This is a genomic window from Paraburkholderia sp. J11-2 (genome assembly GCF_905220185.1).
Taxonomy (GTDB): Bacteria; Pseudomonadota; Gammaproteobacteria; order Burkholderiales; family Burkholderiaceae; genus Paraburkholderia.
Genome location: NZ_CAJMYY010000008.1, coordinates 281,609 through 306,152, shown reverse-complemented (window position 1 = coordinate 306,152; position 24,544 = coordinate 281,609). Strand labels below are relative to the sequence as shown.

At 65.1% G+C, this 24,544-nt stretch carries 25 protein-coding genes; 8 read left to right on the top strand and 17 right to left on the bottom strand.

The features are described 5' to 3' along the window. Positions 1–247: 247 nt before the first annotated feature. The 4 genes from U5A57_RS14215 to U5A57_RS14200 form a co-directional block, all read right to left on the bottom strand. The gene (locus tag U5A57_RS14215; RefSeq protein WP_321911765.1) at positions 248–418 is read right to left on the bottom strand and encodes a hypothetical protein; all 171 of its coding nucleotides are present in this window, start codon (positions 416–418) and stop codon (positions 248–250) included. 786 nt (positions 419–1,204) lie between these two features. Beyond that, on the bottom strand, positions 1,205–1,603 hold the full coding sequence (locus U5A57_RS14210; RefSeq protein WP_321911764.1) for a hypothetical protein: 399 nt from the start codon (positions 1,601–1,603) through the stop codon (positions 1,205–1,207). A gap of 223 nt (positions 1,604–1,826) precedes the next feature. Further along, positions 1,827–2,303 (bottom strand): zinc-finger-containing protein, encoded by a 477-nt coding sequence (locus U5A57_RS14205; RefSeq protein WP_321911763.1) that lies wholly within the window; start codon positions 2,301–2,303, stop codon positions 1,827–1,829. 166 nt (positions 2,304–2,469) lie between these two features. Further along, the gene (locus tag U5A57_RS14200) at positions 2,470–3,738 is read right to left on the bottom strand and encodes an MFS transporter (RefSeq protein ID WP_321911762.1); all 1,269 of its coding nucleotides are present in this window, start codon (positions 3,736–3,738) and stop codon (positions 2,470–2,472) included. Between the two features lie 189 nt (positions 3,739–3,927). On the opposite strand from U5A57_RS14200, the gene U5A57_RS14195 reads away from it, so the two are divergent. Then, positions 3,928–4,563, top strand: coding sequence for a hypothetical protein (locus U5A57_RS14195; protein WP_321911760.1), 636 nt, complete (start codon positions 3,928–3,930; stop codon positions 4,561–4,563). 153 nt (positions 4,564–4,716) lie between these two features. Next, positions 4,717–6,036, top strand: a complete 1,320-nt coding sequence (locus tag U5A57_RS14190; protein WP_321911758.1) for a DUF2325 domain-containing protein — start codon at positions 4,717–4,719, stop codon at positions 6,034–6,036. A 42-nt stretch (positions 6,037–6,078) separates the two neighbouring features. On the opposite strand, the gene U5A57_RS14185 is transcribed toward U5A57_RS14190, so the two are convergent. From U5A57_RS14185 to U5A57_RS14175, 3 genes are read right to left on the bottom strand one after another with little or no spacing between them, the layout of a single operon-like run. Beyond that, positions 6,079–6,492 (bottom strand): winged helix-turn-helix domain-containing protein, encoded by a 414-nt coding sequence (locus U5A57_RS14185; RefSeq protein WP_415764439.1) that lies wholly within the window; start codon positions 6,490–6,492, stop codon positions 6,079–6,081. Positions 6,493–6,539: 47 nt separating this feature from the next. Further along, positions 6,540–7,142, bottom strand: a complete 603-nt coding sequence (locus tag U5A57_RS14180; protein WP_321911756.1) for a nitrogen fixation protein NifQ — start codon at positions 7,140–7,142, stop codon at positions 6,540–6,542. A gap of 28 nt (positions 7,143–7,170) precedes the next feature. Continuing rightward, positions 7,171–7,599, bottom strand: a complete 429-nt coding sequence (locus U5A57_RS14175; protein WP_321911755.1) for a TOBE domain-containing protein — start codon at positions 7,597–7,599, stop codon at positions 7,171–7,173. A 175-nt stretch (positions 7,600–7,774) separates the two neighbouring features. Between U5A57_RS14175 and U5A57_RS14170 the strand changes: the two genes are divergently transcribed. Both U5A57_RS14170 and U5A57_RS14165 read left to right on the top strand, forming a co-directional pair. Next, positions 7,775–8,668 carry an extracellular solute-binding protein gene (locus U5A57_RS14170; protein WP_415774621.1) on the top strand — a complete coding sequence of 298 codons (894 nt, stop codon included), beginning with the start codon at positions 7,775–7,777 and terminating at the stop codon, positions 8,666–8,668. After that, positions 8,665–10,530, top strand: a complete 1,866-nt coding sequence (locus U5A57_RS14165; protein ID WP_415773466.1) for an ATP-binding cassette domain-containing protein — start codon at positions 8,665–8,667, stop codon at positions 10,528–10,530. Before U5A57_RS14170 ends, U5A57_RS14165 begins: the two co-directional genes overlap by 4 nt. A 414-nt stretch (positions 10,531–10,944) precedes the next feature. Here U5A57_RS14165 and U5A57_RS14160 read toward each other — a convergent pair whose 3' ends face one another. The 7 genes from U5A57_RS14160 to U5A57_RS14130 form a co-directional block, all read right to left on the bottom strand. Next, positions 10,945–11,967, bottom strand: coding sequence for a hypothetical protein (locus U5A57_RS14160; RefSeq protein WP_321911751.1), 1,023 nt, complete (start codon positions 11,965–11,967; stop codon positions 10,945–10,947). Positions 11,968–12,644: 677 nt separating this feature from the next. Beyond that, entirely contained in the window at positions 12,645–13,259 is a 615-nt protein-coding gene (locus U5A57_RS14155) for a thioredoxin fold domain-containing protein (RefSeq protein ID WP_321911750.1), read from the bottom strand. Between the two features lie 154 nt (positions 13,260–13,413). Continuing rightward, a complete protein-coding gene (locus U5A57_RS14150) occupies positions 13,414–14,022 on the bottom strand; it encodes a hypothetical protein (RefSeq protein ID WP_321911749.1) in 609 nt (202 codons plus the stop codon). Positions 14,023–14,210: 188 nt separating this feature from the next. Then, positions 14,211–14,690 (bottom strand): nuclear transport factor 2 family protein, encoded by a 480-nt coding sequence (locus U5A57_RS14145; protein ID WP_321911747.1) that lies wholly within the window; start codon positions 14,688–14,690, stop codon positions 14,211–14,213. A gap of 43 nt (positions 14,691–14,733) precedes the next feature. Continuing rightward, positions 14,734–15,417, bottom strand: coding sequence for a TetR/AcrR family transcriptional regulator (locus U5A57_RS14140; RefSeq protein ID WP_321911746.1), 684 nt, complete (start codon positions 15,415–15,417; stop codon positions 14,734–14,736). A gap of 70 nt (positions 15,418–15,487) precedes the next feature. Further along, complete coding sequence (locus tag U5A57_RS14135; RefSeq protein ID WP_321911744.1) at positions 15,488–16,462, bottom strand: DMT family transporter; 975 nt, start codon at positions 16,460–16,462, stop codon at positions 15,488–15,490. Between the two features lie 90 nt (positions 16,463–16,552). Then, on the bottom strand, positions 16,553–17,377 hold the full coding sequence (locus U5A57_RS14130) for an AraC family transcriptional regulator (protein WP_321911742.1): 825 nt from the start codon (positions 17,375–17,377) through the stop codon (positions 16,553–16,555). Between the two features lie 188 nt (positions 17,378–17,565). Here U5A57_RS14130 and U5A57_RS14125 point away from each other — a divergent pair, with 188 nt between their 5' ends. Further along, positions 17,566–18,243 carry a YceI family protein gene (locus U5A57_RS14125; RefSeq protein WP_415774620.1) on the top strand — a complete coding sequence of 226 codons (678 nt, stop codon included), beginning with the start codon at positions 17,566–17,568 and terminating at the stop codon, positions 18,241–18,243. 13 nt (positions 18,244–18,256) lie between these two features. Here the strand turns inward: U5A57_RS14125 and tdh are convergent, their stop codons facing one another. Together tdh and U5A57_RS14115 are read right to left on the bottom strand one after the other, a co-directional pair. After that, positions 18,257–19,288 carry an L-threonine 3-dehydrogenase gene (gene tdh, locus U5A57_RS14120; protein WP_321911740.1) on the bottom strand — a complete coding sequence of 344 codons (1,032 nt, stop codon included), beginning with the start codon at positions 19,286–19,288 and terminating at the stop codon, positions 18,257–18,259. A 17-nt stretch (positions 19,289–19,305) separates the two neighbouring features. Beyond that, on the bottom strand, positions 19,306–20,505 hold the full coding sequence (locus U5A57_RS14115; protein WP_321911738.1) for a glycine C-acetyltransferase: 1,200 nt from the start codon (positions 20,503–20,505) through the stop codon (positions 19,306–19,308). 142 nt (positions 20,506–20,647) lie between these two features. Here U5A57_RS14115 and U5A57_RS14110 point away from each other — a divergent pair, with 142 nt between their 5' ends. The 3 genes from U5A57_RS14110 to U5A57_RS14100 all read left to right on the top strand — a co-directional run bounded on the left by U5A57_RS14110 (position 20,648) and on the right by U5A57_RS14100 (position 22,895). Continuing rightward, positions 20,648–21,301, top strand: coding sequence for an XRE family transcriptional regulator (locus U5A57_RS14110; RefSeq protein WP_321911737.1), 654 nt, complete (start codon positions 20,648–20,650; stop codon positions 21,299–21,301). A 98-nt stretch (positions 21,302–21,399) separates the two neighbouring features. Then, positions 21,400–21,807, top strand: a complete 408-nt coding sequence (locus tag U5A57_RS14105; protein WP_321911736.1) for a DUF2471 family protein — start codon at positions 21,400–21,402, stop codon at positions 21,805–21,807. 95 nt (positions 21,808–21,902) lie between these two features. Beyond that, complete coding sequence (locus U5A57_RS14100; protein ID WP_321911734.1) at positions 21,903–22,895, top strand: tyrosine-type recombinase/integrase; 993 nt, start codon at positions 21,903–21,905, stop codon at positions 22,893–22,895. A gap of 106 nt (positions 22,896–23,001) precedes the next feature. On the opposite strand, the gene U5A57_RS14095 is transcribed toward U5A57_RS14100, so the two are convergent. Continuing rightward, the gene (locus U5A57_RS14095) at positions 23,002–24,207 is read right to left on the bottom strand and encodes a DNA-binding protein (protein WP_321911732.1); all 1,206 of its coding nucleotides are present in this window, start codon (positions 24,205–24,207) and stop codon (positions 23,002–23,004) included. Positions 24,208–24,544: the final 337 nt, after the last annotated feature.

Below are 24,544 nucleotides of genomic sequence, written 5' to 3'. Positions count from 1 at the left end.
AGCGTTGGCCGTGCGGTTCAGGTTGAAGCTGAACTCCATTAGCGGCCTCCGTTAGCGAGTACAAGCGTGGGCGCGAGCGCCCCGGCGCAGGCGCGCGCTGCGCGGCGGGTCGTTCGCAATGTGTGGTTGAACTGGTTCATGTCGAAGCACCGGCGTTGGGTTTATTGCGTGAACCCCTCGCGCGGCGCGTATGGCCGGCCGGGCCGGCTCGGCATACGCGCGGGGGTTCGTGTACATCTCGTCTGATTCAGACCCGAAACACGCGCGCTCGCAGGTCTCGCCAGCGCGCGGCGAGTCGCGATTCCCGGCAGGGCGGCGGGGCGCTCGCGCGCTCACGCGCGCCGAGCACATCGGGATGGAGGGAGTGCTGCGTGTGCTGCAGTTGCGACAGGTGCGGCAAAAGAAGGCCGAAGTTCATACTGGTTCTCCTGGCGTCACAGGGGACGCATCGGGGAGGAAAGCCAGCAGACCCGGCAGAGCGCAATCTTTCAGCGCGCGGCGGCTCGCGTCTGCCCGCTTTCCTCAGTGCAATTCAAAAGGAAGCGGCATAACGGATAACTGTCACTGTCAGACATCGGAACTCCTTATCGTCACGGCGGCTGCCCTCGGGCGCTTGCCTCGAGCCGGCGGCCCGAACGCGAAGCGCCTGGCAGGCGCGCATGTGTCGATCCGCGCGTCGCGCAAGAGGGCGCAACGAACGAACCGTGCCGCAAGCGCGCATCGATCAGGGCGGGCTTACGGCGCGATGTCGGCCATCCGCGACGCTCGATACGTTCGAGTCGCTGCGGCGTCGGTCGACGCTAATCAAGAGTGCACGAGGATGTACTGCTAGACGCGCACCATCTGCCTGGCTGGCAAGACGGCGGCTGAAAGAAAGGGAGCGCGGACGTCCTGCCGGTCAGGCAGCGAAACTGTTCGAAGATCGACAACTGCTACTGTCCAAGGCGTCAGCCCCTTTTGTTAAGACGGGCGAATTTTAGGCGCGCCACCTGTCCGAAGTCAACACGATTCGCGTCCGGCGTCAAATCTCGTGCCAATGTCGCCACAGCGCCGGCTGGTGGCGCGAATCGCGGCGTCAATTGCGCCATCCATTGGGCTGCCAATCGCGTCGATCCGCTCGCCTCTCAAAAACAGGGATCGTTCACTTTACCCTACTGCTTACTGCCTCAACCCGGCCGCAATGCGCATACCCGCCGCGCCCACGTCACGCGCTTTTGCGCAATGCCTGCTGGCTGGTTTCACCGGCGCCCATGCGCTCGAGCCGCTCGCTTGCCTCGGTCAACGCCCACAGCGGCGCGCTTTGCAACTGCCGGTCGTATACCGCCACGAGCTGCGCGACCGCCTCGAAACCCGCTTCGTCCAGCTGCCAGCCGCCGCCCGTGTTGCCGCATTCGAAGCAGGCGATCAGCGCGGCATCGGCCGAGCGCACCTTTTCCGGTTCCAGAATGCCGTATCCGGCCTCCGCAATCGATTGCGCGAGCACGTGTGCATGGAGCAAGGCGCGTGCGTCGTCGCCCGTGCCGCCGCGGCGGATCGCAGCGAGCGCGAGATGCACTTGCAGTGCGAGTTCGTTGGCGACCGCGTGCGGGATCGGCAGCAGCATCGACTTGCTGCGTCGGGGGCGACCGGCTTGCGAGCGCTGCGGAAAAGGGATGGTCCTGGCCATGGAAGGGCAAGTAAGAGTCTGTTCCGTGCAATAACGGCACGCCGCGCCGAAGGTTAAGCGTCGAGGCGCAAATCGAATGTAACGATCAGTGACAGACATGCGCCGCGCATCTGCTGGCGAAAGGACGGCACGTTGACCGTGGCCCCGCGGTGACAGCGCTTTAGCGCGGGCTGCCCTCGCCCCCAACCTCGCCGCCGGCCTGCCCGCGCCGCGCGGCCATGAACGCCTCGATATGGGCGATGGCCTGCTCGCATTGCTCGAGCGTCAGGAGATGAATCGACGGATTGGGCAGGTCGAAGCCCAGTTCCTCCCCCAGCCAGCGGATGGCCTTGCCGCGCGCTTCGAAGGCGTTGACCTTGTCGCGCCGCATCTTCGCGGCCACCAGCGGTTCGAGCGCGTCGTGCAGACGGCTCTTGGCGTCGCGCAGGGCGGCGTTGGCAAGCCGGCCGAGCGGCACGTTGCGCGTGCTGCGCGCGGGCACGCCAATCCAGGCCTCACAGGGCGTGCAGACCCACAGCGGGCCGTGATCGTCGCGGTACGGGTAGGCTTCGTCGGCAAAGCGCGCGAGCACCGCTTTCGCGCCACAGTAATCGCACAGTGGCTGCGGCAGCGCCTTGACGGGACGGCCTACGCGCATGCGGCGCTCCTCGGGGCGATGGTCGATGAATGCATGACTTGACGGGTGGATGAGCGAAACGGTGGCTCGCTGCGAGCGGGCCCCGGAGAAAGGATAACGGCAAACACCGGCGCGCGGCATCGGCGGGACGGCGCGCCGCAGCCCGCGGCGCGCGTATGAACAGGCCCTAGTTCGCGCTCTCGGTGGCGCGTGTTTCTTCGCGTTCGAGCGAGCGCGTGTCGCGCAGGGCCGGAAAAAGCCGCATCCATAGCAGCGCAACGCAGATCGTCGCCACGCCGCCCACGAGGACGGCGCGCTGCGCCCCCCACCAGCCCGCCGTGAGCCCCGATTCGAACTCGCCAAGCTGGTTCGATGTGCCGATGAAGAGCGAATTGACCGCGCTCACGCGGCCGAGCGTTTCGTTGGGCGTGCGCAACTGCACGAGCGACGTGCGCACGACCACGCTCACCACGTCCGAGGCGCCCAGCACCGCCAGCGCCATGAGCGACACGACGATGTTGTGCGAGAGCCCGAAGGCGATCGTCGCGCAGCCGAACACGATCACGCCGCCGAACATCGCAAGGCCCGGCCGGCGCCGCAGCGGAAAGTGCGCGAGCCAGATCGAGCCCGCCAGCGCGCCCGCGGCCGTCGCCGAGCGCAAGAGCCCGAGCGCGATGGGCCCGGCGTGCAGGATGTCGCGCGCAAACACCGGCAAGAGTGCCGTCGCGCCGCCGAACAGCACCGCGAACAGATCGAGCGACAACGCGCCGAGAATAACGGGCTGCGAACGGATGAACGCGATGCCCGAGAACACCGATTCGAGCGTGACAGGCGTGCGCGCGGGCGGTTTTGCGCGCATCGGAATCGTGCCCGAAAGCGTGGCCGCCGCCGCGAACGCGAGCGAGCAGGCCGCGTAGGCCGGCGTCGCGCCGATGCCGTAAAGCAGCCCGCCCAGCGCCGGGCCGACGATGTTCGCGGTCTGGTTCGCCGAGGTCGACCAGGCGGTTGCATTAGGGAGTTGAGCGCGCGGCACGACGCCCGGGAGCAAGGACGAAATGGCGGGCGACTCGAACGCGCGCGCGGCGCCCACGCACGCGGCGAGCACGTAAATGAGCGGCGCGCTCAGCCAGCCGCCGATCGTGCCGGCCGCGAAGGTCAGCGCGGCGGCGCATTCGATGAGCTGGCATACGGACGCGATGCGTCTGCGGTCGTAGCGGTCCGCCACGTGGCCGACGACGAGTGTGAGGCAGAACATCGGCAGGAACTGCGCGAGGCCGACGAGACCGAGCGCGAACGCGCTATGCGTGAGCGCGTAGATGTGCCAGCCCATGGCGACGGCGAGCATCTGGAACGCGAGCGACGACAGCACGCGCGCGCCGTAGAAGCGCTGGAAACCGCGATTGCGCGAAAGACTGGGCGGGTCGTCGGACGCCGCCTCGGGAGAGGGTGTGGTCATTGAACAGCGGAAAAAAGCGAAAAACGGGTGCGTGCGCAACGAGGCAAAAGCGAGGCGCAAAACGGCAATTCTAGTTCATACGGCTTGGAGCCACAGAAACATGACGCCGTGCGATTCATGCGCTGCGTCTCTAAATCGTTATATCCTATAGAATACAACGAACGAACATCCAGCAGACGGAGGCCGCAAGTGGCGAGTAGTCGGCGCCTCGTAAGCGCAACATCGATATCGCAGGCGCGTGGCGCACCCGCGCCAGCCGGCGCGGACGGCTTCGCAGCCACGATCACCACGCTGCGTCCCGCGTCGGGGCACGAGCGTGCGGAATTGATCCGCGACGTGATCGACGCGTTCCGGCGGTTGCGCAACAGCATCGAGCGCTTCGAGCGCATGCTCGCGCGCGGCGACGCCGGCTCTGGCGGTCCTGGCGCCGGCAGCGCTCACGCCGCGCACGTCGGCGCTTCGCTGCAGCCGCTCCTTCTCGCGCTCTCGCGGCGCATCGATCTTGCCCGCTTCGCCCGCCAGCGCGAACTCAAGCGCGCCATTCGCGACGCGCGGCGCCTCGACAAGACGCGCGATGCGCTTTTCAGCGACGCATTCTGTCTCGATACCGAAGCGCTGCGCCGCACCGTGGCCGAACTCGAGCGGCTCGACGCGGCTTTCGTCGGACTCGGCGTCGAGCATGTCCTCGCGCAGCACGCGAATGCGGCCAATGCGCGTTCAGAAGCGCATGCATGCGAGGCGGTGGCGGACCGCTCTGCCGCCAAAGCCCAAGCCATCGCTGTCACCGCCGTTGCGACAGCGCTCGTGCGCGAACCTGCCGCCTGAAGCGCACGCCCCGGCCGACAGCCGATAGTCGTTATATTCCATGGTATATTGCGCTGAAGGCGTGAGCAGCCGGAGGCGCCTGGCCGCGTCGAGGCACGCTCGCCGCGTACGCCCATGCACAGCCCCGTGTCGCGCACCGGATCAGAGGTCACCATGCACGCACCGCCGTTCCGCCTCGCCCGCACACCGGGCGGCACTCCTGCCGAAGAGACCACGCTGCGCGCCCTGGGAAGCGCAGACTGCTGCGGCCCTTCGCAAGCCGAACTCGCCCGCGCGCGGCAGCGCACGCGCCTGGCCGAACTCGACGCCCATCTGCACTGCTCCATCATCGGCACCTGCCTGAGCACGCACGAGCTGCGCAAGCTCGTCCCGAAATTCGCCCGGCTCGACGCCCAGCACGCGAGCGATCTCGAGATCCACCATGCCGCGGTCGAGCTGGCGATAGAAGGCGGCGCGGGCGCCAAGGCATTGCAAAAAGCGCTCGACACGCGCTATGCAGGCGCGTTGCGCCGTTTCGCCACTGCGCGCGACGCACAGGCCGTGCTCACGCTCTGGAATGAATCGCTCGCGAACGGCGACATCCCGCCTGCGTACTGGGCGCTGATGACACATCCGGCCACGACGATGGAAGTGCGCCAGGCCGCGTTCGGGGAGTTGCACATGCTCTCGCACCTGGTTGGCGCCGCCAATCGCGCCGACTTGCGCCGCCTCGTCGCGCTGGAAGCCGAGAACGCCGAACTACAGGCCAGGATCGAGCGCCAGCAGGCGCGTCTGCATGAGATGAGCCGTGAACGCGATGCGGCGCGCCATGCCCTCGATGCACAAACCGCGCAACTGGCGGCGCAGCGCGAGACAACACCGCAGCAGGCGCAGCTCGAAGCGCTGCAGGAAGCGCTCGCGGCACGCGACGCGCGGGTCGCGCTGCATACGAGCCGCCGCGAAATCGCCGAGCAGCGCGCGAATGCGGACGCCGCCGCGCTCCACACACTGCGCGCGCAACTCGACGAAGCCCATGCGTTGATCGACGCCTTGCGCGCCGAGGTCCACGCCATGGAGCAGACAACGCAAGCGCACGAAGACCCACAGGCCCAACACGCGCTTCCCGAGAATGCGCTCAGGGGCCGCCGCATCGTCTACGTGGGTGGCAGGCCCGGTTCGAATCACGCGCTCAGGCGCTGGGTGGAGTCGGCGGGAGGCGAACTGACGGTGCACGACGGCGGCGTGGAGGATCGCAAGGGGCTGCTCGCAGCGGCGCTTGCGAACGCGGATCTGGCGGTGTTTCCCGTGGACTGCATCGACCACGATTCAATGAGCACGCTCAAGCGCGTGTGCGAACGGCATCAGGTAACGTGGCACCCGCTGCGCACGGCAAGCCTTGCCAGCTTCGTCGAGTTGATGGTGCGGCTGCATGCGAACGCAACGCCCACGCTCACCGCGGTGCCCGTCTCGCGTTTCTGCTTGCGCCACGGCTAAGCGCCTGACGCTGGCGGCAGTGCGCCGCCGCGTTACGCCAACTCAGCTTTTGATGAGTTTGACGAGTGATTCGATCTCGGACTCGCAAACCGTTGCGGCGCGCGCCTCGATGCTGCGATACAGGCGAACGATTTCTTCGCCGACCGGCGTGAGCATGCTGCCACCGCCGCTCTGCCCGCCATGCTCCGAAACCGTGGCTGGCGACTCCAGCGCGCGGTTGAGTTCGTCCATCAACAGCCACGCGCGCCGGTACGACATGTTCATGCTGCGCGCCGCAGCCGAGATCGAGCCATGCTCGCGAACGGCTTCGAGCAGCGACACCTTGCCCGGCCCGAGCGCGATCGTGCCGTCCTGAATGATGCGCATACGAAAACGCACCTCGGGTTCACCCGGTTTCTGCGCCTGTGCGGTCGCGGGGGCGTCGGTACGCGGTTGATCGTTGGGGGACTTGGTCATGCGCGCAAGCATACACGATGCGTGCCGCGCGCCGCTCCCCTGGACGGCTAACGCCCGGCGGGAAAGCAGAAACCGAAGTCCTCGCAGCCGGGGCAGCCAGGCGCAGGACCTGGCGTGGTGCCCGATGCCCGCGCGAGTTCGCGCGCCAGCAGTTTCTTCCAGCGCAAGCCTTCCACGTTGCGCGCCACGACTTCGGGGAAAAAGCGCTCCAGCATGCGCGTCACGTCATCGCGGCCACGCAGGCCAAGATCGCGCCAAAGATGATCGGGCCGCAGACACGCATGGGCAATGATTGCAGCGAGGCAACGCACATCGTCGGGGTTGGCTTGCGGCGCGGCAAGCGCAACGAGAAAGGCATGCATTGCCGTGGCGAATGCAGCATGCGACGCCTCTGTCACAGCGTGCGCGTGCAGCGCATCATTCGTCACCGTACACACGAAATGCCGTGCGCCGAGCGCCTCGATCTGCGCGCGTGATAACCCAAGCAACGGCAATTCGCCGCGCACCTCGCGCGCCGCAACGAGCCGCGCGAAGAGCCAGGCATCCGGCGTACGCGACGCCGCTGGCGCACCCGTCAGGGCGTCACAGCGCGCCGCGGCCAGTGCATCGAAATCGCGCGACGGCGGCGGCGCAGCGGATTCGTCACTCATCGCGCTCACGTGCGATTGCAGCCGCGCATCAACCGTCTACACCGACGATCACACTCGATGCCTTGAAGAGCGCCGCAGCCTGCTTGCCCGCCGCGAGGCCGAGACGATCGACGCTGTCGTTCGTCACGATGGCTGCGATTTGCGCGCCGCCCGGGGCCGCGAGCACGACTTCCGCATTCACCGCGCCCTTCGTGACCGACGAAACCGTACCGGCGACGACATTGCGCGTGGACACCTTGCTCGTATCGCCGTCGACCATCAGGATCACCGACGATGCCTTCACGAGTGCGAAGGCCGGCTTGCCGGCGGCAAGACCCAGCGAAGCGGCGCTGCCATGCGTGATGATCGCGACGATCTCGAGGCCGCCGTCGGCCTGCAGCGTGACTTCGTCGTTGACGGCGCCGGCCTTGACCGCGCTGATCTGGCCGGAGAAATGATTACGGGCGCTGGTACGCATGAGGGCCTCCACAATTGAACAGGACATTGAACCGGGAAAAGAACTGGACCCTCAGTTTAGCCGTGTCAGTGTGACGCGCACAGGCATGGATCGCCAAAATAGCCATTTGGATAAGCACATGATCACAGCAGTCCATCGTAATATATTGGCCTTTATAACGAACGGGGTGTCGAACATGTTTATCCGCAAGCTGGTGGCCTCAGTCGTCGTGATGAGCGGTGTGATGGGTGCAATGGGTGCAAGCACCAACGCATTCGCCGACGAATCCGATGTCAATGTGCTCTATGCAGGCTCGCTCGTGAACCTCATGGAAAAGAGCGTGGGCCCCGCGTTCGAAAAGGAAACGGGCCTGCATTTCAAGGGCTATGCAGCGGGCTCGAACAAGATCGCCAATGAAATAAAGGGCAAGCTGCGCCGCGGCGATGTGTTCATCAGCGCGAGCCCGAAGGTCAACGCGAGCCTCATGGGCGAGGCCAACGGCAATCACGTGACGTGGTACGTGAATTTCGCCGAATCGCCGCTCTTGATCGGCTACAACCCGAAGAGCCGTTTCGCCAACGACTTCAAGACGAAGAAGTGGGATCAGGTGCTGCAGGAACCGGGCATTCGCCTTGGCCGCACCGACCCCAAGCTCGACCCGAAGGGCGCCTTCACGGTGGAACTCATGACGAAGGCCGCGCAGGCGTACAACCAGCCTGACCTCGTCGAGAAGACGCTTGGCTCGCCGGACAATCCCGAGCAGGTGCTGCCGGAAGAAACGCTCGTTGGCCGTCTGCAGTCGGGTCAGCTCGACGCGGGCTTCTTCTATTCGACCGAAACCTCCGACCTGAAGATTCCGGCGATCCACCCCGCGCCCGAACTGAAGATCAAGGCGAACTACACGCTCACGATCCTGAACGACGCCCCCAACAGCGCCGGCGCTGCGCGCTTCGTGAACTTCCTGCTTTCGGCAGAAGGCCGCAAGCTGCTCGCCGAGCACGGCGTGGACGTGACGAAGCCTGCCGTCAACGGTCAGGGCCAGGCAATCCCGCCGTCGGTCCAGGCCGTGATCGACGCCGCACAGCAATGACACAAGCCGCGCAGGTTACTGCGAACGTTGCAGTGAAGCGCTCGCAGCCGCTCTGGTGGCTCGGCGCGCTGCTCGCGGTCTACCTGTGCGCGCCGTTCGTCGCAAGCATTCCGCAGATCGGCCAGGCGGACTGGGCCGGCGTCGACTGGCACGCCACCTGGTCTGCGGTCGGCGTATCGGTGGCGAGCGCGAGCGTGGCCACGCTCGTCATCTTGCTGGGCGGCGTGCCGCTCGGCTACTGGCTCGCACGTTCGCGCGCGCGCGGCATCGCGCTCGTCGGCTTCGTCGTGCAGTTGCCGCTCGCGCTGCCGCCGCTCACGAGCGGCGTGCTGCTGCTGTTTCTGATCGGGCCGTATAGCAGCATCGGCCAGCTTTTCGGCGGCTCGCTCACCGACTCGTTCACGGGCATCGTGCTTGCTGAGACCTTTGTGGCCGCGCCCTTCCTGATCGTCGCGGCGCGCTCGGCGTTCAACGCCGTCGATCCCGTATACGACGACGTCGCCGCCACGCTCGGCCATCATGCCGCCAGCCGTTTCTTTCGCGTCACGTTGCCCATTGCGTGGCCCGCCATCCGCGCGGGGCTCGCCCTCGCCTGGCTGCGCGCGTTCGGCGAGTTCGGCGCGACCGTGATGGTCGCGTATCACCCGTATTCGCTGCCTGTTTATACCTATGTCGTGTTTGGCGGCCAGGGCCTGCCAGCGATGATGCCGCTCCTCTTGCCCACGCTCGGCATTGCGATCATCTGCGCGGTGCTTTCCGTCTATAGCCGTGGTGCGCGCTCGACGCTGGCGGTGAACCTCGACAACGGCGACGAACTCACCAGTATCACGCCAGGCGCCACCGCGTCTGATAGCGCCGACCTGCGTCTCGCCTTCGCGGCGCGCCGGCACCTCGGCGCGTTCACGCTCGACGTTTCGTGGCAGCCGCAAACCCGCCGGCTCGCGATCATCGGCCCTTCGGGCTCGGGCAAGTCGCTCGCGCTGCGCATCGTCGCCGGGCTCGAACGCAACGACGCGGGCTGGGTCACGCTCGGCAAGACCGACCTCGGCGCGCTGGCGCCCGAGCGCCGCCAGATCGGCTACATGCCGCAGGACTACGGACTCTTTCCGCACATGACGGTGGCGCAGCAGCTCGCGTTTCCCGTCGATGCCGATGCGGCCAGCGCACGCTACTGGCTCGCGCACCTGGGCCTCGACGCGCTCACCGAGCGCCTGCCGCACCAGCTCTCGTTCGGCCAGCGCCAGCGCGTGGCGCTTGCGCGTGCGCTCACGCGGCACACGCAACTGCTGCTGTTCGACGAGCCGTTCGCCGCGCTCGACACGCCGCGCCGCCGCCGCCTGCAGCAATCGTTGCGGGCGCTGCAGCGCGAGGTCGGCGCCGTGACGGTGATCGTCACGCACGACCCCGACGAAGCCGCCCTGCTCGCCGACGAAGTGCTCGTGCTCGAACAAGGGCGCGTGCTGCAGGCGGGCGCCGTGGCCGACGTGTTCCAGCAGCCCGCCACGCTGCGCGTAGCCGAATTGCTCGGCCTGCACAATGTAGGCGAGGGCATCGTGCGAGCGGGCGGCACGATCGAAACGCCGACGGGACTGCGCCTGCCGTGTGCCGATCCGTCGCTCGCGGTGGGCTCGCGCGTGATGTGGCGGGTCTCGCCGCGCGCGCTCGTCGCGACGCAGGAGGGCGCGTGGCAAGGGCGCATGGCGGGCACGTCGCTGCGTCACGGCGACCGCTACGTTGCCGTCGAGATCGCGGGCGTTACCTTCGATATCGCCGCTGAAGATGCGCCGGCGTCGCAATCCGGCGACCTGCGCTTCACCATCGACGCGAACGGCGTGCTCGCGTGGCCGGCGCACGGCGCCTGACCCACGACTCCTGAAAACGCTCACCTTTCGCGCCGAAGTGCGAGGCCCGATGTCGAGGTCGAAGACGAAAAAGCCCCTTTTCAAGGGGCTTTTTGCTTAAACGGTTAGCGATTCGAAGCGCAATTTTGCACCGTTGCTCACGGGTCCCGAAAACGCTCACCTCTTCGCCTCTCTCGCTCACTCGCGCAAGGTTTCGATTGCTAACACCTGGTACTCAGCAATATTCGCATCCCTTAACCTGGGACTACCAGGAAAATCTTGCGCGCTGGAACCAGGCTCTCCTGCACTTCGGGATCACGAAACGTCCGCGGCAGACAGGCGGCCACGGTGATGACGACATGCTTTGTCAACGAACCGTCGCAATCCCCCGCACACCGCTCCCGAATCTTCTCACCTATGACCGTACGGCCGCGCTCAGATCATGAAGCGGCTGTCTTCGACGAGCACGCGCGGCAACGGTTGAAGATCGGTGCGCGCGAAGCGCACCAGTGAGAACGCGCGCAAACCCTGCGGGCTCGCCGGCAGGTGCGCGAGAGGAAATATGATCGAGGCGCTGTTGTCCGGGCCGCCATTCGGAAGCAGGACGTTCATCGGACTCAGGCAGATCTCGCGCATTTCGACGTTTGTGTACTGCGCGGGATTCGCGAGTACGTTGCAGATCACCGAAAGCTGGTGTTCGAGCGCTTCGCTCTTCAGGCCGAGCGCGGCGATCTCGCGCTCGTTCTGCGCGATCTGCGCCTCGACCTTCGCCACTTCGGCGACGTTTTGCGTGGCTTGCTCGCCCAGCATGCGTTGCGTGCCCGCGCCGTGACGCGTGAGCAGTTGCAGGCGCGTTCTGAGCAGCGCGCGCTCCTGTTCCAGCACGTCGCGGCGCGACTCGTCGGCGCCGATCTGCGCGAGGCCTTCGAGTGCGATCTGCTCGACAACGCGCTCCACGATCTGCTCGCGAAGTTCACTTTCGGTTTCGCCGCACACGCGCACCTGGTGGTCGTCGAAACTCAGCGTAGTCTGCATGACATCGGTGTGCACCTCGTCGCCATACTGCTCGACACCGAAGGCACGGCGCTCGTTCAGCGCCATGCTGAGTACCGCGTAGGTCTCGCGCGCAAGCGGATGGCTCTCGAACCATGCATGCAGTTCAGGCGAGCGGCTCAGCACATGGGCAACCTCGTCGGGCGCAGCGAAAAACGCGTGGATATAGGGGTCGCTCGACCATGTAGCGGCGCTCGCTTCGTGTGCGTGCGGCATGCGGTCCACCACGTCGCGCACGTATGCGACGGACTGAGCCAGTGCCGGCGCAAGCCGCTCGCGCCACTCGGGCACAAGCCTGAGCGTAGGGCTGAGCACGAGCAGACGCTCGATCAGCGTCTGGATTTGTGGCGATTGCGGCACCTGCTTCGCGCGGGCACGCGGCCAAAGCCTGTCCAGGATACCCATGGAAAACTCCGTTGCAGACCGCTTACGCGCGGTGGCGGTGAAGCGCAGGGCGCATAACGAACCCTCTTGTCGCAAATGACTATACCGCGAATCACAACCCGCTCGCGGCGCCGCTGCCGCAGCGCAGCAACGGCTCGCGTTGCGTTCATGCTCCCGGAAACACTCACCTTTGCGTGAGCTCACACGGGCCGCATCGGCTGAGCCGGTCCGCCGACGTGCGAAACGGTGCGACGAAAAATCGCGCGCCGCACACTGCAGTGAGCCCACTCTCCCGCATATGCTCACCTTCAGTTTTCCTTACGTTGCTCGCCTTGCAACGCATGTTTGTGCCGTGCTTCGGCGCCGCTGTTCCCGTAAGCGCAGAACGCTCAGCATTCGGCGCAAGCCTTCTCGCACCTATTTTTACCGCCAAACAGCGCGTGCACATTAGTTTGCTATCCGAATCAATTACCCGGCTACTGATTCGCCACCGTCGAGCGCCGCCTCGTGGCGCGAACGTTCGCTACGCCCATCGGCCTTGCGGCATGTTCCGCCATCCTCTAGCAGGTGTTTGCGCCCCGCGAGAGCAAAGGTGAGGCTTTTCGGGAGGAGCGCAGCGAGTTCAACTCCTGGAACTCCTCACCTATCGTTGTATCGGTGAACTCACGATGCGGCGAATGACTCACCGCCGCACGCGCTCAACGATATTTTTTCAGCTCGGCATCGGTAATCGGTTGCGCGGGCAGATTCAGCATGCCCGGCAGGTCGTTCAGTTTCGGCAAGCCGCTGACATTGGCCCAGCGGCCGCCCGATCCCTGATAAATCAGCGTAGGCGTACCGTCGAAACCGAGGTCCTGAAAGAGCTTGATGTTGTTGTCGAGCTTGTTCTTGTCGGCCGCGGGAATGTGTGCGAGCGGTGCGATGCCGCCCGATTCGTCCTTCTCCGAGTAGTGCGTTTCGAGTTCCTTGAGCAGCGCGGCGCCATCTTTCGCTTCCAGCAGCGCGGCCGCTTTGCCCGCCGAATCGGCCTTCAGAAAGCCCATAGGAATCCAATGCACCTGCAGGCCCGCCGCTTCATACGGTTGCAGCGCTTTCCACACCAGGTGACAGTAAATACAGTTTGGGTCCATGAAGACATAAAGCGTCGACTTCACGTTCGACCCATTCGCACCTTCGACGATCGCACTTGCATTCTGCAAACTCGCGGCGGCCGTTGCGGGCAACCAGGTGGGTTCAGGTGCGTCGGCCGCCATGGCGCCAGCGCTCAGGGCCAGTGCGCCTGCGGCGATCAGCATGCGAGTGAACTTCTTCATCCTTTTCCTTTGACGTGGGTAGCGCGTCGCGTCTCGCGCCCGGTAAAGCGAAGGCTCGTATCTTAGGGTCAGGCCGTGGCGCGCGCCTGACGCCAATATGACAAAGGCGTCAGGTTATCAGCAAAGGTGAGAGTTTGCGGGAGGACGTCGAGCCCTAGAACTTGAAGCGCAACTGAAACCCGATGGTGAAGGGAAGATCGTCAGAAGGTATCGGCGGAATGACGATGAAGTTCACGCCCACGCGCTTGTACGCGACCATCACGATCGGCGCGACCACGGGCCCGATCGTATGGTCGTGGCCAAGGCCCCAGTTGCCGTAGTTGTAGCCGGAGATGATGCCGCCCATCGCCGCGAGCCTCACAAAGCCCCAATGCAGGAATTCGGGCGCCCACACCGCGCCGCCATAGTACGAGGGCCGGCGCAGCGAATTGCGAAAACCGCCGGCCGTGAGCGCCCACGTGTCGCCTGGCCAGCATTCAATGCCGAGGCCCGGGTTGAACTGTTCGAAGTCCTTGTCGGGATGAATGTGGTACGAGCCGACCATTGCGTCCACCCACAGGCCCGAACTACACCAGTTTGCCGCATGCGCCGACTGCGCGGTGCCGAACAGCAGCAGCGGCAAGAGCAGCAAAGCTGCAGTCGCGCCGCGTTTCGTTTGCTTCGCTTTCGTTGTCGCCTTCGTTGTCGCCTTCGTTGTCGCCTTCGTCGCCGCGCCCGTTATCGTTTTCGTTGCTGCGCCAGCTTGCTTCTGCCAAAACCGCATGGGCTCTCCGTCCTTTATTGCGCCGATCCGCGAGGGCGGTCGTCTGTTTTCTGATTGCTGGTTCGCGGTGAATGACGAACTGTACCGCAACCCGATGCGTGCGCAATGGAGCCCTGGCTCGGATCGGGCGACTCGTTCGCCGCTGGCATGGTGCCACCGGCGCGAGTCGTTCCGATGAAAGCGAAGCGTCAGAGGCCGAGGTCGGAGAGACCCGGATGGTCGTCGGGACGGCGCCCGAGCGGCCAATGATAGAGGCGATCCGCCTCGCGGATCGGCAGGTCGTTGATCGATGCGTGACGGTGCGCCATCAGGCCGTTCGCGTCGAATTCCCAGTTTTCGTTGCCGTACGAGCGGAACCAGCTGCCCGAATCGTCATGCCACTCATAGGCAAAACGCACCGCGATGCGATTCTCCGTGTACGCCCATAGCTCCTTGATCAGGCGATAGTCGAGTTCGCGCGCCCATTTGCGCGCGAGAAATTCGACGATCGCCGCGCGGCCCGTCACAAACTCGGCGCGATTGCGCCACACGCTTTGCGGCGTGTACGCAAGCGAAACGCGTTGCGGGTCGCGCGTATTCCAGCCGTCTTCGGCGGCGCGCACTTTCTGCATGGCGCTCTCGCGCGTGAACGGCGGCAGCGGCGGGCGCACTTCGGGCGAATCACTCATGGTCTTGCTCCTTGCGTTGGGCAGTGCGCCGGGATGGTGCGCGTCATGTAGATCGGCTTTCGGAACGGTTGCGGGATTCGGCAGCGCTTTTTGGCGCGAGGGCTTCGAGCAACGATCGGCCTGCCGCGCGCGCATCGAGCGCCGCATCGGCGTCACCGCTCACGAGCGCCACGCCGATCGCGCCATCGATCAGGATCAGCCATTGGCGCGCGAGGCGTGCGGCGACACGGCGATCGACGCCGACGCTCGCGGCCCACGCATCGCTTTGTTCGCGCACGAAGTCGAGCAGGCGCGCCTTGTGTTCTCGCGCGACCACGCGCGCGGGGTCGTCGGGCGAAGCGATTTCGCCAGCCGCGTTGAGAAACGCACAACCGTGAAAGCCTTCGGACGTGAACCACTCGCGCAATACGTCGAACATGCCGATGAGGCGTGCCTGCGGCGTGCGTCCGCGCGCGAGCGTGCCGGCGATGAACCAGCGCATCCAGCGTTCGTCGCGCCGTGAGAGCGCGGCCGCAACCAGCGCGTCCTTTGATTCGAAATACGTGTAGAAGCTCTTGCGCGCCGCCCCTGCCGCGCGAACGATCGCATCGACGCCCGTTGCGTGAATGCCGCCCGCGTAGATCAGCGCCTCGGCGGCGTCGAGCAGGCGCGCGCGCGCGTCGAGCTGCGGCGCTTCCGTGTTCGCTTCTGTGTTCGGTTCGCGGTTCGCTACAGCGGGCGGGCTCATGGCTAGTCTCGTTTCAGTGGGAGAATGATCGTTCTCCGATCCCGTAATGTAGAACGATCATTCTCCCAAGTCAAGACACCTTGCTGTTGCGCGTGCCGCGCAGCGCGCTGATGCGATTCCAAAGTGCGCGCCCCGAAACCGCGAACACGGCGGCCACGACCAGCGTGAGGCCCAGCACGCGCGTGGGAGTCAGCGGCTCGCCGAGCAGCACCGTGGCAAGCGCCACGCTCGACACGGGCGCCACGGCTGTGAAGACCGCAGCCTCGCCGCCTGGCACTCGCGCAGCGCCTGCGTACCAGAGCCAGAATCCGCCGACTGTCGGCACGAGCGCGTAGTAGGCCACGCCGAGCACGGCATGCAACGGCACGGTGTGGGCCGCGCCAAGCCAGCCGGGTAACGCACACAGGCCCGATACGACGAAGCCGATCCCCGTCATCGCGCTAGCCTGCGCGAGTGGCGGCCACGGCCGCGAAAGCCTTTTGTTTAGCAGGACGAACAGGCTTTCGCACACGACCGCACCAAGTATCATCGCGTCGCCCGTGAGCGAGCGCACGCCATCGCGGTGTTCCCCAGGCGCAAGCGTGACCAACGCCACGCCGAAACTCGCGATCGTCACCGAAACGAGCGTGCTCGCGCGCAGCCGCTCGCCCAGCACCAGCGCCGCCGTCAACGCGCACACGGCGGGAAGCGTGCCGAGGATAATGCCGGCGGCGCTCGCGGAAGTCCGCTGCGTGCCCGCAATCAGCAAGACCGTATAGCCGACGCTGCCAACGGCAGCCTGCGCGACGAGCAACAGCGCGTCGCGCAGGCCAGGACGCGGGAACCTCGTGCCGGTCAGACGCATGAGCAGCAGAAAGACCGGCAACGCAATGGCAAAGCGCAGCGCGGTGCCGGACAGCGGATCGAGCCCGGCGCCAATGGCCTTGCTGGCAATGACCGTGCTGCCCACGGTAAGCATGGCCGCCGTCAATTGCCAATGGGCGACGGATCGGGGGGAGAAGGTTAAGCGCCGCGCGCTTTCGCGCGACGGCAATCGTATCGACATGGAGCGCTCCTCGTGGTGATACGCCTGTATAGGCTCACCACGGCGCGCCGTCTTGGATCGTTGTGCGTCAGCGCTCGAGGCGCATGGGACTCATGCTGCGCGCGCGAGCCGGTAGCGCCCCGGCGAAACACCGAACTGCCGCGCGAAGGCGCGGTTCAGGTGGCTCTGGTCGCAGAAACCGGCGGCCAGCGCGGTCTGCGCGGGCGCCGTGCCCGCCTTGAGCAAACGCCGCGCGAGCGCCACGCGGCGATGCAGGATGTAGCCGTGCGGCGCGACGCCGAACGCACGCAGAAAGCCGCGATGGAGTTGGAATCGGCTCAGCCCCGCCGCCTGCGCGAGTTGCGCGAGCGAGAACGGCCGGGCCGGATCGGTGTCGATCATGTCGCGCACGCGCGCAAGCGATGCCGGCGAGCACTGCGCCAGCGCGCGGCGGTGGCCGAGCGCCTCGACGAGACGCGTCATGACTTCGAGCGTGGCGGCGTCGAAAGCCATGTGGGAGAGGTCGCCGTTTTCGTCAGTGACGTGGGCGAAGGCCGCATTGAACAGCGCACGCCAATGCGGCTCCCTGATCACCGGCGCGTGCAGCGCGAAAGCGGCGTCGTCGCCCTGCGTGATGTCGCCTTGCAGCGCGTCGACCCAGCGCGGCTCGAAATACAGCATGCGCCACGTGCGCCCGGCGGCGTCGAGCGGGCGGCCGTCGTGCACCTCGCCCGGATTGACGAGGATGAGGTCGCCCGGCACGGCCTCGACCTCGCCCGCGTCGCTCAACGAGACATGACCGCCTCGATCGATTACGCCAATGCCGTACTGATCGTGCGTGTGACGCCCGAACGAGCGCACGGTCGCGGCGGTCATCGCGTCGACGTCGCGCACGAGCGTGGCGTGAAAACACACGGCGTGGTTCGTGGCTGGCATGGATCGGCTCTCCGCGCTTCGGGCTCCAATGGGCGTATGAAACCCGAGTTTCGCGCGGCGCGCAATATGCGCGTGACCGGGACGGGCAGCGCGATCCGTCCCCGTCGCGTTATGCTTCGCGAAGCGCGTGGAAGAAACACGCGCCGTCAAACGTACTGACGAGTATCGACGAGTTAAAGGGAGCAGAGATGAAAGACCGGACGCCTGTGTCGCTTGCGCGCCTCGTTTGCGGCACGCGCCGTGCCTTCTTGATGGCACTGTGTGCTGCGAGCCTCGCCGCGTGCACGCCGCTGCGCGTGGTCACGCACAGCGTGAGCCGCACGGAAGCCGACGTGCCAGCGGGGCGCTACGCGATGGACGCGCATCACTGGAGCGTCGTATTCGACGTCGATCATCTCCATTACTCGCGCTTCGTCATGCGCTTCGACCGCGCGCAGGCAACGCTCGACTGGACGGCAGGCGGCCTCGAAACCGCCACGCTCGACGCGGTGATCGACGCCACGAGCCTGAACACCAACGTCAGCGCGCTCGACGCCATGGTGAAGGGCCCACAGATGCTCGACGTGCAACGCTATCCGGAGATTCGTTTCACGAGCACGCACTTCACGCGCACGGGCGAGGCGCGCGGCACGCTCACGGGCAATCTCACGATACGCGGCGTGACCCAGCCGGTCACGCTCGACGTCACCTTGAACGGCTACGCGCCCAATCCGCTCACCAAGCAGCCCACGCTAGGCTTTGCCGCTACCGGTCATTTCAACCGCTCGGCGTTCGGGTTGACGAGCTGGTATCCCGCCGTGGGCGACGAGATCGGCGTACGCATCGAGGCCGAATTCGCGCAGCCGGTGCCGGAACAGCCGCAGTAAAACCGCCGCGCGTTCAGGCCGCGGTCCAGTCGAGAATCACCTTGCCGCTTTCGCCCGAGAGCATGGCCGCGAAACCCTTCTCATAGTCGTCCACGCTGAAGCGGTGCGTGATGATGGGCGAAAGATCGAGCCCGCTTTGCAGCATGGCGACCATCTTGTACCAGGTCTCGAACATCTCGCGGCCGTAAATGCCCTTGATTTCCAGCCCCTTGAAGATCACCTGGTTCCAGTCGATGGCGGTTTGCGCGGGCGGAATGCCGAGCAGCGCGACCTTGCCGCCGTGGTTCATCGACTCGAGCAGCGCCGTGAACGCGCTCGGCACACCCGACATTTCGAGGCCCACGTCGAAGCCTTCGGTCATGTGCAGTTCGTTCATCACATCGCGCAGCGACTCGCGCGCAACGTTCACGGCGCGCGTCGCGCCCATCTTGCGCGCGAGTTCGAGCCGGTAGTCGTTGACATCGGTGATGACGACGTTGCGCGCACCCACGTGCTTCGCGATCGCCACAGCCATGATGCCGATTGGCCCCGCGCCCGTAATCAGCACGTCTTCGCCCACGAGGTTGAACGACAGCGCCGTGTGCGTGGCATTGCCGAACGGATCGAAGATCGCCGCGAGCTCGTCGGAGATCTCGGGCGGAATCTTGAACGCGTTGAAGGCCGGAATCACCAGGTATTCGGCAAACGCGCCTTCGCGGTTCACGCCCACGCCCGTGGTGTTGCGGCACAGGTGGCGCCGCCCCGCGCGGCAATTGCGGCAAAAGCCGCAGGTGATGTGCCCTTCGCCCGACACGCGGTCGCCGATCTGGAAGCCGCGCACCTCCTGGCCCATCTCGACGATCTCTCCCACGTACTCGTGGCCCACGTGCATCGGCACCGGAATGGTTTTCTGCGCCCAGTCGTCCCATTTCCAGATATGGATGTCCGTGCCGCAAATCGCCGTCTTGCGGATCTTGATCATCACGTCGTTGTGCCCGACTTCGGGCTTCTTCACGCGCGTGAGCGTGAGGCCAGGCGCGCGTTCGAGTTTGGCAAGTGCTTTCATTTGATTCGCAATCCTTGTTAAATCACACCGAGCTCTCTGCCAACGCGCGCAAATGCATCGACGGCGCGCCCGATCTGCTCGGGCGTGTGCGCTGCGCTCATTTGCGTGCGAATGCGCGCGCGGCCCTTGGGCACGACGGGATACGAAAAGCCGATGACGTAGACGCCCTCGTGCAGGAGCGCGTCAGCCATTTTCGTGGCGACCTGTGCGTCGCCGAGCATCACGGGAATGATCGGGTGCTCGCCGGGCACGAGCGTGAAGCCGAGCGCGCTCATGTCGCGGCGAAACTGGGCGCCATTCTCGCGTACGCGGCGGCGCAGTTGCGCACCTTCGTCGCTCGCAATCAACTCGAGCACGGCAAGCGATGCGGCCGCAATGCTCGGCGTAAGCGTGTTCGAGAAAAGATAGGGACGCGAGCGCTGGCGCAGCAGGTCGATCACTTCCTGCTTCGCCGCGATATAGCCGCCCGATGCGCCGCCCAATGCTTTGCCCAGCGTGCCGGTGATGATGTCCACGCGCTCAAGGACGCCGCAGTGTTCGGGCGTACCGCGCCCATGCTCGCCGATGAAGCCCACCGCGTGCGAGTCATCGACCATCACGAGTGCGTCATAGCGGTCCGCGAGATCGCAAATGCCCTTGAGGTCGGCAATGATGCCGTCCATCGAGAACACGCCATCGGTGGCGATGAGCTTGTAGCGAGCGCCCGCTGCGTCGGCTTCCTTCAGCTTTGCTTCGAGGTCCGAAAGATCGTTGTTCTTGTAGCGATAGCGGCGCGCTTTCGAAAGACGCACGCCGTCGATGATGCTCGCGTGATTGAGTTCGTCGCTAATGATGGCGTCGTCTTCGCCGAGCAGCGTTTCGAAGAGGCCGCCGTTCGCGTCGAAACAGCTGGAATAGAGAATGCAGTCCTCGGTTTTCAGGAATGTCGCGAGTGCGCTTTCGAGCTGCTTGTGCACGGTTTGCGTGCCGCAGATGAAACGCACCGACGCCATGCCGAAACCATCGCGCTCGAGGCCGTCTTTGGCGGCGGCGATGAGGCGTGCATCGTTGGCGAGGCCGAGGTAGTTGTTTGCGCAGAAGTTGAGCACATCGCTACCGTCTGCGAGCCGGATGTCGGCCGACTGCGGCGTGGCGATCACGCGCTCGTTCTTGTAAAAGCCATCCGCGCGGATCTGGTCGAGCGTCGCGCGCAAGTGGTCGAGATACGGGGTACGCATGAATCGTGCTCCTCACATAGCTGCGGACTACCGCGGTTTTGCCTGCGGTTTGCTATAGTCGCCGTCAGCTGTTAGCGAAAAATTCCGTTATTTCGAACTCATGTTCGATATGTCGAACGCACTCTAATCGATGAGGCCGTGAATGGCAAGCACCCGTAAATCGCGCGCCGCACCGGCGAACGCTCTTCCTGACGCGAGCGCGTCGGCTGCAACTGGCACCCTGCCTGCGTCGGCCGTATCCGCCGCCGCGCCGCCGCGCGTGGGCGAGCAAATCCAGCGGCTGCGCTCCGAGCGCAAGATGACACTCGACGACCTCTCGCGCGCGGCGGGCGTCTCAAAATCCATGCTATCGGAAATTGAGCGCGACAAGGCGAACCCGACCATTGCGGTGGCCTGGCGGCTCACGAATGCGCTGGGCGTCAAGCTCGATTCGCTGTTCGCCGCCCCGAAGGCGCCCGAGGCGATCGCCGTGGCCGGGCCGCACGACATCCCGACGCTGCACGGCCACGACGCCGGTTACCAGTTGCGTGTGTGGGGACCGATCGAGCTGGCCGGCAACTTCGAGTGGTATGAGCTGACGCTCAAGCCGGGCGGAGCGCTGGTTTCGGCCGCGCACGAACCGGGCACGCGCGAACATCTGACGGTGCTGCAGGGGAGCATCGAGGTGGAAGCGGCTGGCACCAAAGCGCGCCTGAAGGCCGCAGACACGGCGCGCTATATCGCCGACCAGCCGCACGCCATCCGCAACGCGGGCAAGGGCGAAGCGTGCGCGCTGCTGGTGGTGATTCACGGCTGACCGAGCGCCTCACCGCTAGCTTTAGCCGAACGGACGAGGCTGCGCGATCGGTCCGACTACTGTATATTTATACAGTAAAAGACCGACCGGAGCCGTCGATGTCCCTCCCAACCGAACTGCCGCGCGAGCACGATCTGGCGGCCTTGCGCTTTCAGGCCGCCGCGCGCGACCTCGAACTGATCGTGCGCAACATCTCGCAGCGCTATATCACGCGGCAGGTGCCGCTCACCTGGCGGCTGCTGCATGCCATCGAGGCAGAAGCGCTTGCGGATCTCGGCTTCGCCAGCCGCCACGACGCCCTCATGCTCGGCCTCTTTCAACGGCCCGGCGACCTTGCCTGGCCGGAAACCGACGAAACTGTCGACTTCGGGCAATCCAACGCATTGCCAGCGGTATTCGCATTCGCGGTCTCGGCCTATGAGCGCGCCGCGCAACGCGCGGAAGAATCGCGCCGACACGCGAAGCACAACGACGCTGGGCGGCGTGCCAGGCCTTGGGGTGGTTGATCGCTGGCCGCGGACGCATCGCGCGGAACGAATTCAGTGCGATGGTCATTCGATCGCTATAATGGGCTCGTAACGCAACTAACGGAATGATAGAGATGGCGTCCTCCACTTCCTCACGCGACCTCTTCGACCAGCAACGCCAGGACTGGCAGCGCGACCCCGTCGCCGCATTCGACGCATGGCTCGCCTCGCAAGACTTGCGCCGGTCCTCCGCCGAGGTCTATCGCGTGCAGTGGGGACGCTTTCTGGAATGGCTCGCGCTCAAGCGCAAGACCGTCATGACCGTGGATACCGGCACGATCGCCGAATTCGTTGCAAGCCTCAATGTGAAGAAGCCGCAGCGTCTTCGCTACCTGCGGCTCATCGAGCGCGTACTCGATCACGTGCGCGAAATCGAACTCGCCTCCACGAACCCGGCGCGCTTCATCGCCCAGGACGGCGAAGCCGCGTGGCGCAACGCACGCGAGAACGAGCCGACGGGTTTTCTTGGTGCCGTCGAGCGCGCCGCGATCATCGGCCAATTGTTCTCGCCGCTCGTCGAGCCTTCTGCGGCAAAACGATGGCGCGAACGCCGCGACCGGGCGCTCGTTGCCATCTTCCTGGGCGGTGGATTGAAAACGGGTGACGCCATTTCACTCACGCTCGACTGCGTGGCGATCGGCTCGGAATGGGTCACGATCGAAGCCGCCAACCCGGCATTTACGCGCGTCACGCGACTGACGCCATTTGCCGTCGATGTGCTCGGCGCCTGGCTCGAAGCACGCAGACTGGCCGGACTGCCAGGACAACTGGTGTTTCCGGGCTCGCCGTCCGGACGTCCCATGCACAAGGCCACCGTGCTTCGCGCCATCGACGCATTGATGGAAGCCGCCGGCGTGGCCGAAACGCGCGCCGAGCGCGCGAGTCCCCAAACCTTGCGCAACACGTTCGCGGCGGACCTGTTCGAGCGCGGCGTGGATACGGATCAGGTAGGGCAGTGGCTCGGTTTCCTGCAGCCGATCTCCGCGGGGCGGTTGCATCGCGCATGGAAAACGTGGGCGGAACGCGAGGCAGCGCAACACGCTTCGGCAGAAAGCGATAAGACGTGAAACGTCGCGTCGGCGCGTGGTTCAGTAGTTGCCGAACGCGTACGCGTCTCCCGTAAAAGCTCACGTCTCCAGGCCGGGCTGGCTTGGCGCATCGTCCAGTCAGCGCTCAGGAAGTCTGTTCGTGCGAATGCTTGCCGGCCATGAAGCGCGCGTACGCCGCAAGCTTCGACGCCCCCGTTCCCGAGGTGTGCTCGCACTCGGGGCAAGTGAATTCGAAACCATCGTCCACTTCGGACAACTCCGGCTCTCCTTCGTGACAGTTCGGGCAACGCGCCGGCAACGCCACGTGACCATCGACCGAGGTGCCGAGGCTCGCCAGATCGGTTTCGCCCAACCGGCCCGAGGCGGCGAGTGAACAGAGCACGGCCGCGATCGACGCGTCGAGTCCTTGCTGGCCGCGCAATACCGTGACTTGCCGGGTGAGCACGTCCACTTCGTCAGACCGTTCGCGCAGCACGGCGTCCAGCCGGTCGGCGCGGGCCTTCGCCGTCGCCAGTTGCTGGATGAAATCGAACTCCTTCTTGCTGGCATCGCGCTGCGCCGCCTGCCAGGTCGACGACATCGAGCGCAACGAATCCAGTTCGACCAGCATGGGCTTGACGCGCCGTTCGGCCTCGGCAAGCGCATCCTTGATCTGCTGCGCGTAGTGCTCGGTGCTCTTGCGCATCTCTTCGTGCAAACCGTCAATGCGATCGCGCAAACCCGCGTTGGTCGTCTGTTCCACCTCGACGCGCTTGCGCAGCGCGTCGTTTTCCGTCTCCAGACGCTGTATCAGGACTTCGCGGTTGCCATGCGCCGCGGCGCCATGCGCGGATGCAGCGGCAAGCTGACTTTCGAGTTCACGCACCCGCTCATAGGCTGCTTCCACGCGAGATTCGCTGCGTTGCAGCATTTCATCGGCGGCCGAGCGACGGGCTTCGGCCTCCCGGGTCGCCTGCTCGGCATCGAGGCGACCGGCCTCGAATTCCGTGCGTTCTGCCTGCAGGGCATCGCCTGCGAGCGCCAGTGCTTCCTCGAAAAGCGCACCGAGCAGTTCGCCTGCGCGTTCCTCGAGTGCGGGCGGAATCGCTCCGGCGCCCACACGCACTTTTGACGTCGCGCGAATGCGCTGCCAGAAAAGATCGATGTCCTTGGGGATGTCGCTTGCACTGCCTGTCTGGGTCAGTTCCCGAACGGCAGCCATCGACGGCTTGATTTCGAAATCGAAGAACAAGCGTTTGCAGGCATGTAAGGAAAGCTCCTGCCTGCGCGCGCCGTTGTGGCGCAAATTCTCGATTTCTTCGCGGATTGCCTGGCGGTCTTGGTCTCGCATATTCGTCTTCTCGGCAGGGGAGTGGACGAATAATAACAAATTACGTTCTATTTGCTACGTTTTTAAGTGTCGATACTGCTGGAGGTGGCCAAAGGTCATTGCGCAGGCGTTTTCTGACGATGCAAGACGAGATCGACTGGGTCTTTCCGTGAAACAAATCGAAGTTTGTTTCATAAGCCCTTGTAAATGCGCGTTTTTTTGGCCTTATTTTACGGCTATCCAATGTTTCACGCGAGCGGACTTGTGGACGTCGTCAAGGTGGTTGGATTGGGATGTGGATATCTCCAATCGCTCGCGGGGGGATTCTTGCTTGAGAGATATAAAAGTAAACACCCTT

Excerpts from the sequence above, each read along its gene's own strand:
- U5A57_RS14175 (WP_321911755.1), bottom strand. The coding sequence starts at position 7,599 with ATGCGTACCAGCGCCCGTAATCATTTCTCCGGCCAGATCAGCGCGGTC.
- U5A57_RS14190 (WP_321911758.1), top strand. The coding sequence starts at position 4,717 with ATGCACGCACCGCCGTTCCGCCTCGCCCGCACACCGGGCGGCACTCCT.
- U5A57_RS14205 (WP_321911763.1), bottom strand. The coding sequence starts at position 2,303 with ATGCGCGTAGGCCGTCCCGTCAAGGCGCTGCCGCAGCCACTGTGCGAT.
- U5A57_RS14160 (WP_321911751.1), bottom strand. The coding sequence starts at position 11,967 with ATGGGTATCCTGGACAGGCTTTGGCCGCGTGCCCGCGCGAAGCAGGTG.
- U5A57_RS14150 (WP_321911749.1), bottom strand. The coding sequence starts at position 14,022 with ATGCGGTTTTGGCAGAAGCAAGCTGGCGCAGCAACGAAAACGATAACG.
- U5A57_RS14145 (WP_321911747.1), bottom strand. The coding sequence starts at position 14,690 with ATGAGTGATTCGCCCGAAGTGCGCCCGCCGCTGCCGCCGTTCACGCGC.
- U5A57_RS14135 (WP_321911744.1), bottom strand. The coding sequence starts at position 16,462 with ATGTCGATACGATTGCCGTCGCGCGAAAGCGCGCGGCGCTTAACCTTC.
- U5A57_RS14125 (WP_415774620.1), top strand. The coding sequence starts at position 17,566 with ATGAAAGACCGGACGCCTGTGTCGCTTGCGCGCCTCGTTTGCGGCACG.
- U5A57_RS14165 (WP_415773466.1), top strand. The coding sequence starts at position 8,665 with ATGACACAAGCCGCGCAGGTTACTGCGAACGTTGCAGTGAAGCGCTCG.
- U5A57_RS14155 (WP_321911750.1), bottom strand. The coding sequence starts at position 13,259 with ATGAAGAAGTTCACTCGCATGCTGATCGCCGCAGGCGCACTGGCCCTG.
- U5A57_RS14215 (WP_321911765.1), bottom strand. The coding sequence starts at position 418 with ATGAACTTCGGCCTTCTTTTGCCGCACCTGTCGCAACTGCAGCACACG.
- U5A57_RS14110 (WP_321911737.1), top strand. The coding sequence starts at position 20,648 with ATGGCAAGCACCCGTAAATCGCGCGCCGCACCGGCGAACGCTCTTCCT.
- U5A57_RS14140 (WP_321911746.1), bottom strand. The coding sequence starts at position 15,417 with ATGAGCCCGCCCGCTGTAGCGAACCGCGAACCGAACACAGAAGCGAAC.
- U5A57_RS14130 (WP_321911742.1), bottom strand. The coding sequence starts at position 17,377 with ATGCCAGCCACGAACCACGCCGTGTGTTTTCACGCCACGCTCGTGCGC.
- U5A57_RS14210 (WP_321911764.1), bottom strand. The coding sequence starts at position 1,603 with ATGCTGCTGCCGATCCCGCACGCGGTCGCCAACGAACTCGCACTGCAA.
- U5A57_RS14200 (WP_321911762.1), bottom strand. The coding sequence starts at position 3,738 with ATGACCACACCCTCTCCCGAGGCGGCGTCCGACGACCCGCCCAGTCTT.
- U5A57_RS14115 (WP_321911738.1), bottom strand. The coding sequence starts at position 20,505 with ATGCGTACCCCGTATCTCGACCACTTGCGCGCGACGCTCGACCAGATC.
- U5A57_RS14185 (WP_415764439.1), bottom strand. The coding sequence starts at position 6,492 with ATGACCAAGTCCCCCAACGATCAACCGCGTACCGACGCCCCCGCGACC.
- U5A57_RS14180 (WP_321911756.1), bottom strand. The coding sequence starts at position 7,142 with ATGAGTGACGAATCCGCTGCGCCGCCGCCGTCGCGCGATTTCGATGCA.
- U5A57_RS14105 (WP_321911736.1), top strand. The coding sequence starts at position 21,400 with ATGTCCCTCCCAACCGAACTGCCGCGCGAGCACGATCTGGCGGCCTTG.
- U5A57_RS14100 (WP_321911734.1), top strand. The coding sequence starts at position 21,903 with ATGGCGTCCTCCACTTCCTCACGCGACCTCTTCGACCAGCAACGCCAG.
- U5A57_RS14095 (WP_321911732.1), bottom strand. The coding sequence starts at position 24,207 with ATGCGAGACCAAGACCGCCAGGCAATCCGCGAAGAAATCGAGAATTTG.
- U5A57_RS14170 (WP_415774621.1), top strand. The coding sequence starts at position 7,775 with ATGTTTATCCGCAAGCTGGTGGCCTCAGTCGTCGTGATGAGCGGTGTG.
- tdh (WP_321911740.1), bottom strand. The coding sequence starts at position 19,288 with ATGAAAGCACTTGCCAAACTCGAACGCGCGCCTGGCCTCACGCTCACG.